General features: G+C 35.1%; 12 protein-coding genes and 1 other RNA gene. All 13 read right to left on the bottom strand.

Annotation, left to right across the window (positions count from 1 at the left end):
* Positions 1-5: 5 nt before the first annotated feature.
* Positions 6-932, bottom strand: coding sequence for a relaxase/mobilization nuclease domain-containing protein (locus tag G7050_RS00200; RefSeq protein WP_166109512.1), 927 nt, complete (start codon positions 930-932; stop codon positions 6-8).
* The gene (locus G7050_RS00205; protein ID WP_255499229.1) at positions 898-1,362 is read right to left on the bottom strand and encodes a hypothetical protein; all 465 of its coding nucleotides are present in this window, start codon (positions 1,360-1,362) and stop codon (positions 898-900) included. The genes G7050_RS00200 and G7050_RS00205 overlap by 35 nt, the downstream gene beginning before the upstream one ends.
* Positions 1,363-1,526: 164 nt before the next feature.
* Complete coding sequence (locus G7050_RS00210; RefSeq protein ID WP_166109514.1) at positions 1,527-1,796, bottom strand: helix-turn-helix domain-containing protein; 270 nt, start codon at positions 1,794-1,796, stop codon at positions 1,527-1,529.
* 114 nt (positions 1,797-1,910) lie between these two features.
* Positions 1,911-2,648 (bottom strand): hypothetical protein, encoded by a 738-nt coding sequence (locus tag G7050_RS00215; RefSeq protein WP_166109516.1) that lies wholly within the window; start codon positions 2,646-2,648, stop codon positions 1,911-1,913.
* Positions 2,649-2,678: 30 nt separating this feature from the next.
* Positions 2,679-3,992 carry an ATP-binding protein gene (locus G7050_RS00220; RefSeq protein WP_166109518.1) on the bottom strand — a complete coding sequence of 438 codons (1,314 nt, stop codon included), beginning with the start codon at positions 3,990-3,992 and terminating at the stop codon, positions 2,679-2,681.
* Positions 3,993-4,204: 212 nt separating this feature from the next.
* A complete protein-coding gene (locus G7050_RS00225) occupies positions 4,205-5,419 on the bottom strand; it encodes a site-specific integrase (protein WP_166109520.1) in 1,215 nt (404 codons plus the stop codon).
* Between the two features lie 440 nt (positions 5,420-5,859).
* Positions 5,860-6,256, bottom strand: a transfer-messenger RNA (tmRNA) gene (gene ssrA, locus G7050_RS00230).
* A 556-nt stretch (positions 6,257-6,812) separates the two neighbouring features.
* Complete coding sequence (locus G7050_RS00235; RefSeq protein WP_166109522.1) at positions 6,813-7,424, bottom strand: hypothetical protein; 612 nt, start codon at positions 7,422-7,424, stop codon at positions 6,813-6,815.
* Positions 7,421-7,852 carry a D-Ala-D-Ala carboxypeptidase family metallohydrolase gene (locus tag G7050_RS00240; RefSeq protein WP_166109524.1) on the bottom strand — a complete coding sequence of 144 codons (432 nt, stop codon included), beginning with the start codon at positions 7,850-7,852 and terminating at the stop codon, positions 7,421-7,423. The genes G7050_RS00235 and G7050_RS00240 overlap by 4 nt, the downstream gene beginning before the upstream one ends.
* Positions 7,833-8,315: a phage holin family protein gene (locus G7050_RS00245; RefSeq protein ID WP_166109526.1), complete on the bottom strand. Its 483-nt coding sequence runs from the start codon at positions 8,313-8,315 to the stop codon at positions 7,833-7,835. The genes G7050_RS00240 and G7050_RS00245 overlap by 20 nt, the downstream gene beginning before the upstream one ends.
* A gap of 166 nt (positions 8,316-8,481) precedes the next feature.
* Positions 8,482-8,733 (bottom strand): hypothetical protein, encoded by a 252-nt coding sequence (locus tag G7050_RS00250; RefSeq protein ID WP_166109528.1) that lies wholly within the window; start codon positions 8,731-8,733, stop codon positions 8,482-8,484.
* Positions 8,734-8,745: 12 nt separating this feature from the next.
* Positions 8,746-15,054, bottom strand: coding sequence for a CotH kinase family protein (locus G7050_RS00255; RefSeq protein ID WP_166109530.1), 6,309 nt, complete (start codon positions 15,052-15,054; stop codon positions 8,746-8,748).
* A 33-nt stretch (positions 15,055-15,087) separates the two neighbouring features.
* Complete coding sequence (locus G7050_RS00260) at positions 15,088-15,858, bottom strand: hypothetical protein (RefSeq protein ID WP_166109532.1); 771 nt, start codon at positions 15,856-15,858, stop codon at positions 15,088-15,090.
* Positions 15,859-16,002 lie beyond the last annotated feature (144 nt).

A 16,002-nucleotide genomic window follows, 5' to 3' on the forward strand; every position in this document is an offset into this window, starting at 1 on the left:
GTTTCTTATCTTTTAATTCCGCTTTTCTTTCGGCGTTGTTTCTCTTCGTGTTCCATCCTTTTCCTGAATGCGTCTTCTTCATGGTCTTCTCCGTTCAGGTGTATGTTAAAGATTCCTCCGAGATTGTCCGACATGGATTCTGTAATCGGCTGGACTGGGGTATCTTCTGTTTGTGCTTGCTTTTGAGAGATATGCTGCTTTTGGTTGTGATTTTGTTGAAAGAGGTTGTTCAGTTTTGAATAGCTGAACTGTCTGTCTATGTCTGAGCCTTTGAAGGTATGTTCTCCTTTCCTGAACGAGATTCCTTGTACTTCGTCGGTTTGACCTTTATACTTGTAAGCAATGGATATACCTTGCTGTTTTAAGTTTTGTTCGAACTGTTGCCAATCTTTTGATATTTTCAGGGTCGCTTTAATGGCGTGGTATATTTCGTATTTGGTTTTCTCTGCTCCTTTGAGTTTCTGTATATTGGTTTGTTCTTTGCTTTCTCCGTAGGTAAGGTTATATTTATCTTTTAGTTGTTTGCATACTTTTTCATTGCGGTAATGGTCGTTTTTATCGGATATGGTTTTACCGTCATTGTCTACTCGGTTAAAAACGATATGGCAATGGGGGTTGTCGGTATTGTTATGTCTGACGATAATATACTGGGTGTTTTTAATTTTCATGGCTTCCATGTATTCTTTTGCGAGTTGAATCATAAATTGGTCTGTCAGTCGGGATTCGTCTTCTTTGGAATAGCTGATGGGGATATGACCGACACTTTTTTTGAGTTTAGGGTTCATCAGGCTTTGGAGATAGAAGCTGTTAATGATGGCTTTTGTATTTGTTGTTAATACGCCTTCACTGTCTATCAGTCTAACATTGTCTTTATCGAGGACGTAGGAAATGCAGCCTTTAAAGCTCTTTCCTTTTACTATTTTTCCAATCATGGGACAGTTGTTTTATAATTTGTTGAATTTCTTCAAATAGTTTAAGTGATTCTTCTTCCAGTGTTTTTAGGTTTGTAAAGCGTGCCATTTTTACGAATTGGTTCAGGTTATTGCCCATATTGGCTAGTCCTTTGAGTGTTTGTATATCTTCTTTTTTCATGGCTTCTTTTATTTCTGCTTTGAGAATGGCGTCATGGCAATAGATACTTAAAGGAAGCCCTGCCTGTTTTGCCCGATGCTTGATGGCATAGAGTTCAGGCTCGGAAAAACAGACTCCTACGGTCTTGTTTTTCCGGCTTACGGAAGTCTTTGGGGGACGTCCTCCTTTTTTGTTATCCTGACTCTTCTTCTCCATAAAATTGTCGACCATCGGGAGCAATTTTTCCTTTGGCGGTAAGCCAAAGCGAGGGTTTTCATGTAATGAAAACATAACCTCGCTCCGCTAACGCACACAAAAGGATGGCTCACATAGGAACAGTTCGTTTATTCAGTAAATTTGACTTACAATTATGACCAAAAACAACAACTCATCGGTCGGGGATCGCCCTCGCGGCAAGGGGGGAGACCACTCCTCCCGACGAGCGAAAACGATGACTATTTTCTCTGCTTTTTACTATCCAACATTTTATTCACATCTTCCAGTGAATAGAATATCGTACCGCCAATAAGTGTAAAAGGTATTTCTTTATTATTACGCATGGTTTGTAGTTTTCCATGCGATATTCCGAGCAATTCCTTTATATCGGAAGAACGTAACCATTTCTTTGGGGAGATAGAAGGTAAGGCTTTCTTTATCTCCTCAAACTCTTTTAAAACCTTTGCTTCAAAGTCCTTGAAGTCTTCGTACGTTAGAATCTGTGACATATTCGATTATTTTAAATGAAACATGCCACGAAAAAATGAAAATGTGTTTGGAAAAATTGTTGACCAGAATAAACTACTTTAGTCTACACTGTAAATCAGAATAATAAATATGACTTAATTTTTATCGAAATCTATATTATTGAGTTTATTTAATAAATCATTGTATGCAGATTTAGCCAAGAAAGGATCATTTTTGAATCGGCTATAACTTTTATAAAAGGAAGTTGTGTTTATCTCTTTGCCAGAGATAGCTATTTGTGAAGATATACGTTTGATAAAATCTTTTTCAGTTATTGATAGCTTCAGATTATCGGACAGAATCAGAGCTGCAATCAAAGCCGTTAATTCACTTTGTGTTATTTCGGGCAGATCTGCAATTGCTGTTGTTTTAATTTGCATGTCAGAAGAAAAAGCTTCTTCTAAAATTTCAGGGAGTTTTCCCTGAGCCTCTGATTTATTCATCCATTGCAAATAAGTTAAACAGTTATCTTTATCGTATATAAAATCCCTGCTAATTACCCAATAAGGTAAAAATACGATTGTAGATAGACATGAGATTGTGAATAATAACCAACTCTCTAACAGAAAGCAAATAGTAGCCATAATAATAGCTACTATTATAAGGGGTAGTGATATCGTGCGGAGGTTTATTAGTCTGGAGTATCTTGATATCCGCTTTTTAGTTCTTTCTTTTTCAACAGTCCAAATATGAGTAAAGTATTTTTCATCTTTGCTCTTAGGATTATCTTTGATTCGTTGATAGAAGATTTTCTGTTTTCCACTGAAGGAACTGTCAAAAGCACCTAGGTAATCAAAAAAGATATTCCATTGATATTTGAAATTCGTTTTCATAGTATATTCAGTTAATCGTGACTAATTTAATTAACCTTTTGATTCGAGATAGCCTGTCAATTCATTGATAGCATATAAAGGTAAGTTTGTCAACCATGTTTCTTCTCTGAAATCTGACATTGAAGTCCTTATGGCCATTTTGGATTTATTCTTTTCGACAAAAGCCCGTAAGCTTTTTGCTTGAAGGTTTTCGGCTGCTTTTACTTCTATCGGAACAAGTTCGTTCTTATACTGTATAAGTAAATCTATTTCTCCATCGGATTTATCTGACGACCAATAGAAAATTGAAATTTCTCTGTCTGTAACCAATTGTTGTAAAACATACTGTTCGGTTAAAGCTCCTTTAAATTCGGTAAAAATAAGATTGCCATCGAGTAAGGTTTTTACATCCAGATTTGCCATCGCTCCCAACAAACCTATATCAAGCAGATACAGTTTAAATGCTCCCATATCTTCATAGGCTTTCAAAGGTAAAGCAGGTTTGGATATTCTATTAACCTTATGTATTAGACCGCAATCCATTAGCCAAGATAAGGCTAATTCAAATTCTTTGGCTCTTGCTCCTTGCTTTATCAAGCCGTAAATGAATTTACGGTTCTCTTTTGATAACTGGGCAGGAACGGAATTCCATACCATGCGGATGCGTGGGACAACATCTGTGGGAGCATGCTTTGAGAAATCCTGTTCGTATGAATCGAGTATTTGTTGCTGAATCTGGCGTACTTCGCTAAAATCCTGATTCGAAGCAAAATTGGCAATAACTTCGGGCATACCTCCAACATAGTAATATTGCTTTAATAGCTCTATATACTTTGTTTTAAAGGTGTTTATCATTTCCCATTGCTGCTTCTGAATTAAGTCGGTCAAATCATGTTCTCCTAATGCTTCTAAAAATTCAGTAAAAGTTAGAGGATATAGATCTAAGAACTCAACTTTGCCCACTGGAAAAGATGTATTCTCATGTAATGCGATTCCCAGTAAAGAGCCTGCTGCTACAATATGGTATTCGGGAGCATTTTCCCGAAAATATTTCAATGAGGTTATAGCTCTCTCTGCTTCCTGAATCTCATCGAATATAATCAGCGTTTTGTTTGGCTCTGGTTTTATTCCTGTTGCAATCTGAATAGCCAATAAAATGCGTGGTATATCGAAATCGTTTAAGAATAGTGTTTTTAGCTGTTGATTGTCTTCAAAGTTTATATAGGCGAAATTTTCATATTCGGTTTTGGCGAATTCTTTCATCAACCAAGTTTTGCCAACTTGACGAGCGCCTCTGATAATAAGAGGTTTTCGTGTGTTTTTTTGTTTCCATTTCTGTAAGAAACTTAATGCTGTTCTTCTCATATATTTGGTTGTTTTTTATCATTTACATAAATACCCTACGACTTTACGTGTAAAGATACATTTTTACCCTATGACTTTATGTAAAATTGTGCACTTTTTATATTTTAAGATAAATATCTCATCCCTTTATGGTGTAAAAGCAATTGTCAAGGATTACTTGGCAATTGTTTTTACATAGATCAGATAATAGGATGTGTTTGAATTACTGTATATTATCGTTTTGTGTTTCTATTTTTGAAAGCAACCATTTCTTTTGCTATCTTTTCTTCGGTGACTTTAGCATATATCTGAGTTGTTCTAATCTGATTATGTCCTAGCATTTTACTCACAGACTCTATTGACATACCATAGCTCAGAGCAAGAGTCGCAAACGAGTGGCGTGCGATGTGAAATGTAAGATTCATCGTAATCTCTGCTAAATCAGCAATTTCCTTGAGGTATGCGTTTACCTTCTGATTGGATGGTACAGGAATTATATAGCCTGTCTTCTTACAATATTCTTTTGTCTGGTATTTAGCTATAATCTCTTCTGAAATAGGCATTAGTGGAACTTTCGATAATACATTTGTTTTCCCTCTGTTAATAAATATCCAATTTTGCCCATCAACTCCCTTTACTATATTTTCTTTCCGAAGTTGTTTAATATCTATATAAGCCAAGCCTGAATAACAAGCCAGAATGAATGCATCCCGAATAATAACTAATCGCTCTATCGAAATTTCTTTTTCATAAATTTTTAATACTTCTTCTTCGGTAAGGTATCCTCTTTCAACTGGCTCAATTTTGCATGTGAATTTTCTGAAAGGGTCTTTATCCAACCAATCATTTTTTACTGCAAGATTGACTATAGCTTTCAGATTCTTAAGATACTTCATACTGGTATTGTGATTACACTTTCTTGTACGTTTAAAATATATCTCAAAGTCAGATATAAAGTCATAACTCAATTCTGTGATAAGAATATCATCTTTCTTATATTTCTTTTTTAGAAAGGCTTCTATATGTCTCTTCGTGGTTTGGTAACGTGTGAGTGTCGCATCTGCATAGCCATTGTCAACCAAATTGGATATATTCTCTATATACTTGTCACATAACCATAACAGAGACTTATCTGTAGTTTTACGACCTCTCATCATATCGGCTATTTTCTGGGGAGTGATAATTTCAGACCTGTCAATCAGGTAATGATAACATTCTCTCGCCTTACTGCTGTAAGCATCCAATATGTTATTCACACTTTTAGCAATAGGGGTATTTCCGATAGGTCTACCGTTTTGCCATCTTTTTTCTTCGATCCATTCTTTTGTAGAAAATTCGATACGCTTACCGTCTACTGTAATTCTCATATAGATAGGTAATTTGCTTTCTTTGTCAGCTTTTTGTTTTTTAATAATAAAGCTTGTTCCAAATGTTTTTAGAGTTTCCATTATACAAATCCGTTTAAATTAATACTTATGAATTCATTCTGCTATATTTTGATAATTTTCTAATTATCAACTAATTAAACTTAAGTATTATATCTAAAAAACAAAAATTGAACTGTCAATTTATCAAGGGTTTAGCTTTTTTATCGATATGAATTTTTAGTTGTTTTGAACTGCTTTATTATAGGATAGGTAAAAACACATCAAAAAAGGTCACCTATCTGATATAAAACAGTCCGTTTTTCACTAAAAGCCAAACATTGTTAAACTTTTGTTTTATAGACTATTAAATACCTCCTAGGTGACCTTTTTTTATTTTTTCTCAGGTCACCTCAGAGGTCACCTGAAATATGGATTTTAACGGATTATTATGGATTGCTTAAAAAAGAAAAATCCGTATAAATCAGATGTTTATACGGATTTGGATTCTTTTGAATTCTGAAAAGTGGAGCTGGAGGGATTCGAACCCTCGTCCAAACAAGGAATTAATTTGCTTTCTACATGCTTATCTTTGCTTTAATTGTCGGGAGTGAGCAAGACCAAAGCCACCAACTCAAACCTTATCTTCTTAATTTCGGACAAGGACCGAAGATTCCCTTATCCTATCCCCGATTTACCTACACCACCGTATCGAAATGCTTCGGAGCAACAGCTTCCGGGTGATGTCTTGTCTCAACACATGTGCCGAGATTAAGCTATATCTACTATACTTCGATTAAGCAGCAAGAGCGTAATTGTTTTCGCCAGTTAAAATTTTGACGTCTGAGATTATAGTGCTAGCCGACTACGCACTGCATGCTTACAAACCACTTCATCTCGCTGTCAAAACCGGTCAGCCCCATGAATCTAATAAGTTATCCAGTCTGAAATAAGAAATATTATCAGCTAGGATATCTATCATACAAAGATAAGTTATTTTCTATATTCTTGGCTCATACATTGAATTTTTATATAAATATTAAGTTTTGTGTTATTTCTGTTTACTCCAAATATTGAGAATTAAGTACTCAACAAAATTTAATTTGATATTTTACTCCTATTTGAGTAAGCATATCCCGGAGTCGATCTTTGAGATTTTGAAAGTTAATAAACACATCAAAAGATAGCCAATAATATTTGATATGTTTTCATAGTATTACAATAAGGATTAGTTAACAGGGATAAGACCTCAAAAAGTATATCCGAAAATTGATCTGTTACCATTCAGCTATTGTAGCCATAAATTTCTTGCTGCAATGTAAAGGAACATTGTCAATTAGCTCTACAGTCTTTTTATTTATTTGGGATGCAAATTCATCTGAGATGTCAATAAATGAGTCACATATATTCTATATTTTGATTAATTAGAGACTACTACGGTAAAGGAATGATAATATATTAAGAGGCTTATATTCTCCTAAAATTTATATTTAAGCACAAATGAATGTCCCTTTCTTATATTTTCGTAGTCAATCTGATATTGGTACTCAAATCCTATATTATGATAAAATACCCCTCCTCCCAAACCAATAATATCTAATGAAGAATAAGAACCAGAGATAAAAGGTTGCCATACTTTTTCTTTATATACAGAAGTTTGGTGATATACAGGCGTAAATTCATAATTAATTGCTTCTAATTTATTATATTGAACAACGGGAAATAGGCGAAGTTTACCTTTATCCATATCATCAAAAGCGATAACATCATAAGATCGTTTCAATATATAATCTGCTATTATTGCTGCAGTATCAACAATTTGGTAAATATATCTGGTTTCCGTTATCGATTTTGTATTTCCCGTATCCCGGTATTGAATCTCAATCTGTTTCATTGGTAATATAGGCTTATCTGAGCTTTCCTCTTTTATTGGATTCAACTGGATGTTACTAACAGCTCCTTCATAAGTTTCTCCATATACCAACGTGCTTTCTATCTTGTGTTGCATAGAAACTCTACCCACTAAAAAAGACAATACTCCTCCAACGATGAAAGAGATGAATACTATATAAATATTCTTTTTAATCATTTTGTGGCGACTGTTCCTTTTGAAAATAAAACTTGCTTTCTGTTTTGTCCCTCATTATAGGATAAATGAAGGAAATAGTTTCTACCATCGTCATATAATATGGATTGATCCCACTCCAAATAAGAATTGATTAATTCTTGTTGAAGCTTCCGAGGATTATTAACTCTAACATCTGCGGCTTTCCCTTCTTTATGCTGAGAGTTAACAACTCCACCTACAGCTCTATTCGTTTCTTCGCTTCGGAAGCCACTATGAATAATCATTGGTTCTCCCCACATATCCCTCAGGGGTTGAAGAAGATTCGTCACTAACTTTTTTAGATGTATAATTTGTGTTGAATTGGGTATATTATCAATCCCCTGAGCTATAGCTGTATTGGAATGACATAATTCTTCTAGCGTAAAGTTTTTACTTATCTGTGTTTTCATTTTGTTCGAGTTTCTGTTTTTCTATTTGATTTTTTATAACTTCGGCTATACCTTTTATCAAGTCATCTTTATTATCTAGTATTATAGATAATTCTTCAAGGCTTTTATTCAGTTTTCGCTTATCTTTATCATGAGCTTTTTCAAGAATAGATCTACCTTCAATAAAAATTAGGAAGCCTGCCACTATAAATGTTATATACGGAAGGGGATAAAAAAATGTTCCAATACAATCGAACATAAAAGCAAATAACATCAGAGCATAATATAACACTGATTTTGTTACAGTACGCCTCAACCCGTATGATGTTCGAGCCTCGCCCCGTTCCTTAGCTTTTCTATAACCGCTTATCAAATCTACTACTATTGCAATAGCAACCATCAGCCACATTATTGCTACAATCAGCAGTTTAGATCGAAGCGATTGATAATCGCTATTTAAAAATGATTGAATAAATAATATCATATTTTATTTTATTCTTAAGAAATCCTCGTTCCTTTTATTCCTCCTTGCATCTGCATTGTCTCACAAAGTCTTACAAGTAGTAGATGCTAATGTTCGCCTTTCGAGTAATATCAGCTCCCTGAAGAATATCAACCGGGAGCTGAAAAACTGATACATATTATCGACTCTAAACTAAACCATTAGGGTCTTCAATATCTACTAACTCAAAATCTTCAGGAACTTCTTTTATTGGCTTTCTTAGTTTTTTTCCATTCTGAAAGTGTAAATACCCGAGATATATTGCACTATAAAACACAAATCCATCTGATTTCCTTTTCCAGGCTTTACCTTGTGGCGGTGTTGGAACATCTGGAGTAGTTTCTACATACTCCTGTTCTTCCATAATTATTACTGTTTGTTTGATTTCTTTTTCTTCCATAATTTTACTTTTTTAACCTAAATTACTAATTGGATAAATTCTACTAGAAAGTGCATTCCAATTAGTCCCCGTTTTATATAAGGAGACTAATCCATCTGGGACATAGAAACTAACGCCATTATTAGTAAAGCCCCAAGCTGTATCAATAGCTGCTAATGGTATATAAACAGAAGATCTTATTATCATAATACCACCAGCAATAAAAGGATTCCACCCATTAGGTGCCCCTAATGTGATCGATGATGGCTGATAAGTTTCTGGTAAGTCAATTCTGGAAACCATACCAGCCTGTCCAGATACTCCATAGAATCTGAAGTGAGATCCTGCTGCTCCTTTACATGTTAAATTTTTAAACTCTAAATTTCTAAATCTAGGATTGTTAAGCTGAAAAGCATTAAGTGAATTTCCACTTTTATCATCAATGATCAGATTTTGTAGAACTGGAAAATTTGTTGAAAACACCAAAGTATTACTATGTTCTGAAAAACCGTTTATAATGATAGTCTCTAAATTAGGAAATATAGGCATGGCATTGACAGAATATAGGTTATTTAGACTCAGAGTCTTTAAATCTTTCCCCCAGTTGTACGTAACTTCATTAGCATCAGACTCGACTGCTACAAATTTCTCATCAATGGTTATAGATTCATAGCCTCTGAGAGGAAGTCTAAATCTATAATACTCTATTGAATTTCCTATCTGCTTAGCTAAAATAGCTCCTTTCTTTGCAGTTTCCTTATATCTGCCATTCAATATAAATTGTTCTATTGAAAAACAATTTTTCACCGTATTATATCCGAATAACGGGTTTGCATCCAATGTTTCGTTAGAAGAATAAACTCCTAACTTTTTAAGAGAGGGCAGATTATTAAGTTCAACTTTTCCCGATTGTAAGGATACCTCTTCTAAACTTGAAACATCATTGATTAAACTCCCTGTTCCTCCCCAATACCGTAATTCATTAAATTTTCTAGCATTAACACTAGATAACCTATCTGCTGGGAAATTAGAAAACTGCACCTCATCAATACTGATTTCACCATCTTTATTAGTATCATAATATTGAATACAAACTGCTTTTACAATATCATCTTCAAAATCTATAACATTGAGTAATACATTATAAGTAACTTTCAGCTCCGGCATATTTTCGGTTAGCCGTGTTAAAGTAGCTTGAGAAATAGAGTCAATGTGAATCTTTCCTGTAACTACTGCTACATCGGTAGGATTACCATTATCATCCTCTCCCGTCATACCCAGTAAAGCAATCATTACCTTTGCAGAAGTATCTGTTGCATTGATATTAATCAAACGAGCTTTACCTAACTTATTTCCATCTGAGTTTATGCATTGTTTAACCAATTCATAACCATTGATGCTAGGAACGTTCTCTATCACAATGGTATTCAGATTTAAATACCCTTCGAGTGTAAGCGTCTTTAAATAAGGCTGGTTCTTAACATAAAGGGCGGTGAAACTAGCCGGAAGATTAAGAGTCTTCAAAATACCCGATGAAGGTAATGTCAACCCTGTAATCCCTGAACCTCGAGCTTCCACTTCTTCCAGAGAATAGCATTTGGTTAATTCCAATGACTGTTTTAGATTAGGACAATTAGCGATATTTACCTTTTTGAGCATTTCATTAGAGCCTGTATGGAGAACTGTTAAGTTAGAGTTCTTATAATCTTTTACCAGACTACCGATAATCAACTCTTCAAGTGCCAAAGCATTTGTTATATCAACAGTACCCGGATACTTGGCCGATAGGTCTCCTAACGATTTTACCGCTGATATACCGTATATGATAGTCTCTGTATCGTTAAATTGTATTGAAGGTGCTTTCACATTATAGGTTTGACCTGCGTATCCTCTTATAGAATCTGTTATGTAAGAGCCATACTTAATTTGAACATATCCCGCTTTGGTTATACCTATATTGAAGTCTGCATTAGGAGCTAGCCCACCCCATATTTGTGGAGTATACAAACGCATGGTTGCATAATCTTTCAGGTAATCTCCTGCAGCATATTTACTATCGAGATACATAAACCTGTTTTTTGTCCACCAGACTCTGTGTCGAGTTCGACTCCCTTGCAGAGCATATAAATAGGCTCCGTTACCTGAAGATAAGAGAGGGTCTATGTATTTAAAGAATCCATCTCTGTTATATACTGCCTCGCACCATTTATCTGATTGCCTGTTTTCCAGTACTTCTAATGTTACTGAAGTCGACAAGACTTGTTGTTGTCTTATTTTTTGGTACAATGCTGTTAATTCAGCTTTATAGGCTGTTTCAACCAGAGTCCATAATTCAGAGTTCCAACCATTCCAAACATGCCCGTCTCCATGTGGGTCTTTAGACTCAATATTAAAGTCAAATGCGATCTGTCCTTCATTATTGATACCCAATACAGTATCATTATCGTAGAAAATAAAATACCAAAGCAATTCGCCTGTTGCCCCTCTTTCTCCATAAGTAGTTAACATTTGATTCTTAGCTCTCTGATCGACCATACCGAAGATTTCAGTAGTCAAACAGTAAAACAATAACCAATCTACATTAAAATGCTGGGCACATTCAGCTTTAAACTTAGAAGGATTCCCCTTACATGAAACAATCCATTGAAGTATCTTACTTAGATTAGTAGCATCTTGGTTTCCATCAGGATAACGACCTTCAAAATCGTTCGACCAAGCTGTTCCTGTAAAATCGGCAGACTTAAACAAACATCTGTCAGAAGTATTATTTAAAAATTCCCAACTTTCGCAACCTTCGGTAAATCCAAATACCTGAACTGATGATTTATCATCATTAAAGTTGTATTTTCCTATAAACTCTGTGTTTGATGCTGCCGATTCTTTATGAAATATAAGTATCGGATAACCATAGACTGTGGTTCGCACTCTATCATCAATATTCTGTGGTTTTACTTTGTAGTTAAGTTTCCTTAGAGCCTCATCAACAAGAACAGCTATCCCTGTATTATGAGTACCCGAAGACTCTGCAAAGTCGGCTTTTGTACAGAACACATTTGCCGGTATTTTATTACCCTGCATTTGGTAAGCATCTAGCTGCTGACCTGTTTCGGACAGAATAATACCATCTCGAAGTTTAAACTTAAAGTTTTTTCTAGGATAATATTGCGAGGATGTACCTTGCACATCATTCTGAACATTCGTTGCTGTAAACGAATTGTACGGATTCTGCCTATCTTCATAGATGATATCGCACGTTTTCTTATCTCCTTTAAATGTAGGTAACTCACCTATAAAAGTAAGACATGGTAAGAAATTCAATGCTTTATTGTAATCTACACTGCCATAATCGTCTATGACATTATTGAAATCATACTTCTTTATTTTTTCGTCAAAGTCCTCGATATCAAAAATGTAATTTCCAAAAACCTGGTCGTAGTTTAGATTATTTTCATACCAACGTACAGTATAAATCATAGACGTACAACTCTTATTACCTGAAGTTAATTTTAATCCTTGAGGTGTACTTTGAGAGAAATTATCGGTTGTTGGATATTGCAGTGATCCTGACATTACTCCATCAATGTATAGATATACAAGCCTATTTTCTGCTAACTTTTGCACAACAAACGAAATACTCGTTTTGGATGAACTATCTAATCGAGCAGACAATGTTGACTGTGCAGAACTGATTTGAACGGATGACGGTGTTAACTTAATACCTACTCCGCCAAGCATACAACTAACTACTTCTGCCGAAGCATCTGTAACATTCATAGTAGCATATTCTATGGTAAGAGTCAAACCATTTAGTAAAACAGCACTAGAGAAGGGTTTTATGCCTATTTCAACCGATGAATCACCTATCAATCTCAAATGATTATCATTATTTTCATCTTTTTGCCAGCCATCTTCTCCCCATAGAAAATTTTTAAAAATAGCATCGTAATCACCAAATGCCCAAGAAGCTCTATCGTTACTATAATTTGATTTACCAATGGCAGAGGCTTTATAGCGTAAATCTCCTTTTTCTTCTGTTATATCGTATTCAGAAGCTACAACATTGATGTTTACACTCTTTGTTATTCCTTTACAGCGAATCTCCATTTTTACTGTGCCTTGCTCGTAAGCTGCATAGCTCCAATGTTGTCGAGATCTGGGAACAGTTAGTGATTGTTTAACAACATCATTTATGACCAACTCAACAGTGGTTGTGGTACTTGACGGATCATATACTAAATAAGGTAATTCAATAATTTCGAATTGAGTAACCTCTAGTTTTTTATATGAAATCGTAATTACAGGCTTTGTAACTCCGGCATCTGCATAAATAAACTCATAATATAATTCATTACTTACTAGCTGAGAGCCTTCAATAGAACTTTCTGCTACAACTCTGACAGAGTTAGCGCCTGATACAAGTCCTGTCAAATTTTTGGTCAATTGTTTCCCAGATGCTGTAGTCGTTTCCGGTTCTATTTCGATATTATTAAGCCAAAAACGTATTTTTTTCTCTCCTGACCCTATGGGAGTATATCTGAAAGCAACAGGACTTGTTTTGTAAATTATATCATCTGCAAATGTTGATGTAATAACAAGAGTGGCCTTCTGAACGTTAAAAGTTATACTTCTGACATTCTCATATCCATCAGTTACTCTTACTCTAATAATATTAGCTCCCAGATTTAGGTGGTCTTTAACATTATATTGATTATCTCCCTGATGAATATTTCCACTAAATGCAGGAATACCATTTACTGTTATCAACACTGTTCCGTCTCCAGTATCATCACTAGTTTCCTGATCTATAGACGTGAAATTGTATCTTATTACAGCATCAGTTCCGTCTCCAACAACTAAGGAAGTTCCTCCGACAGCACGTACACGCATAACGATACCCGAAGGATCAGTGCCTCCTCCGCCACCTTCAGGCAACACTATCGGATCGCCAACTACCTCTCCATTAGAGGTTAGATACAGAATATTATCCTCTGTATAGCCTCCATCGATTTTCGCTTTAATATTTGCATTCAATAAAGTCAGCTGAGCCTTAATGCTTTCCAAGTCTGACAACAAGGGAGATAAGTCTCCTATTAATGCAAATTGTACCCAGCTGCCATCAGACTCCCAAGAGCCTGTTGACTCTCCTATAAACTGATCGAGCACCCAAGTTCCATCTGAAAGTTTGTAAGTGATAATTTGTCCTAGAATACGATCTGATGTTTTTGTCTTTTTTCGAGCATCGAGTGAAGTAGAATATGATACATTATCTTTGTAGGTAAGATTAATTATTCCAGAAGTAAGCTCTATTGCATTACCTATATCTTTTCCTTCTGAAGTTAATTGTAACTTATTCTCACTATTTATGTAACAACTATCAGCTTTTCCGGCAATCTTATCCGATAACGTTTTTACGGCATTAGTGATTGCATTATTCAGATTAGATATATCTACATTATTAGCTAATTGTCTCCAATCAGCATTATTTCCCCATGAGCTTACACTATCTCCGGCAAATATCTCAAAAATCCAGTTTTTTGAAGCTAGTTTATATATAATAAGTTGCCCTAATGTCCTATCTGAACTCTGTACTGCATTTCTTGCATCAAGTGAAGTTTCAAAAGCATAATTCTTTTTTTCTTCCGAAACATTCAATGCTCCTCCTGAACCAACAACTTTCCAGCTCGAATCAGCTTTCCAGCTATCATCATTATATATATCTTCAACAGTAGAATATTCTATTACAATTTTCCCCTTAGTACGATATACTAAAATCTGATTTATCTCCCTTAAATGATTAGGCACAGCCAAACGAGCTTCTGATTTGCTGTCATAATCATACTTTTCTGTTACTTCCGAAATATTCAGCACATAATTAGCTTCTATAGCTCTCCATTGTGAGTTTATATCCCACTGGTCTATATGTGCCCCCTCGAATACTTCTTTAAACCAGCAATATGTGCTAGTTCCTGCAACCTTAGCCCTATAGACTAACATCTGCCCAAGTCCTCTAATATCTGCAGGAACAGCAGATCTTGCAGCCTTCGAATCTGTAAACTGATAATTATTAACTTCTTGAGATATATTTAAAAAACTATTTTTAGGAGTACGTATATTCAAAGCCTTTGTTATAGCATCCTGAGACATTGATGAGGTCTTCGAATTACCGGTCTGTTGTAGACAAGGATCACCTCTGTAAGGTAATTCGTTCCACTTATGGATGCCATCTCCTAATTTATACTGGTCGGAATCTAGTTCATACCCAACTTCCCCTTGAAGGAGCACAGGATTAATCTCTGCCCAACGAGTTTTAGTATCCCGTCTATGTTGAAATCTATCTGCCATGATTAAATGTTTATATTATTAATTTTTATTTATTTATCCGATTGCATCACCACAATCAACAATTCTCGCACCACCATACACAGTATCGGCTCTGCCTCCGTCAAATACTCTTGACGAAGTGCCAAAATCTTCCCAATACTCAGTTTTTGCCCAATTTGATATATTATTCCCGGTAAATTGCTGAGCTAACCAGTCCCCTGTAAATAATCGGAACAATACGACTTGTCCGGAAGCTCGCAAAAAATCAGGAACAGCATTTCGAGCTGTTGTTTTATCAACATAATCAAATTTTTTATTTATCTGAGATACGTTCAGAAACTCTTTTCTGTCTGTTTTATCTTTTACCGCTTCCTTTATATATGCATCCGCCTCAGTTCCACCTATGGTAATATTTGTACTACCAAAGAACATGTCAAATGCTATGGTGCCGGCATCAATCTTCATATCAATCTTTGCCTGCCCATTATCCATGGCTAGCCCTTCGGGACCACATGCTATATATGGATCTAGTAATTGACAAGGGATACTCTTTCCGATTTTGACTTCGCTCCCTTTAGTCAGTCGAACTATGATGTTGAATGCTCCGGCATTAAGGTTTCGGGTCTGATCAGCAGTCAAGTCAATTTGAAAAGTATTAGTATCAATATTTGAGATAGTTGGTAATATTTTATTTGAATACGGAGTGAATAACTCTACTGATTTGGTATATCCACTAATATTCAACAACTTCGCTGGATTACTATTGTCATATGCAGCGAATTTAATATTCAACGACTCACCTTTATAAAATTTCAAAGCTGTCATCTGTTTACAATTTTATTGTTATATTCTTTTTTTGTATTCTCACACCTTTTCAAAAACAGTTCGTTTAAAATCTTTTTTATCCACTGACCAAACTGTAATTGTATTCAATGAAAGCTATAGTCGAAAGAGCCAATGGTTAATATA

It is taken from the genome of Dysgonomonas sp. HDW5A, assembly GCF_011299555.1.
Classification (GTDB): Bacteria; Bacteroidota; Bacteroidia; order Bacteroidales; family Dysgonomonadaceae; genus Dysgonomonas_A.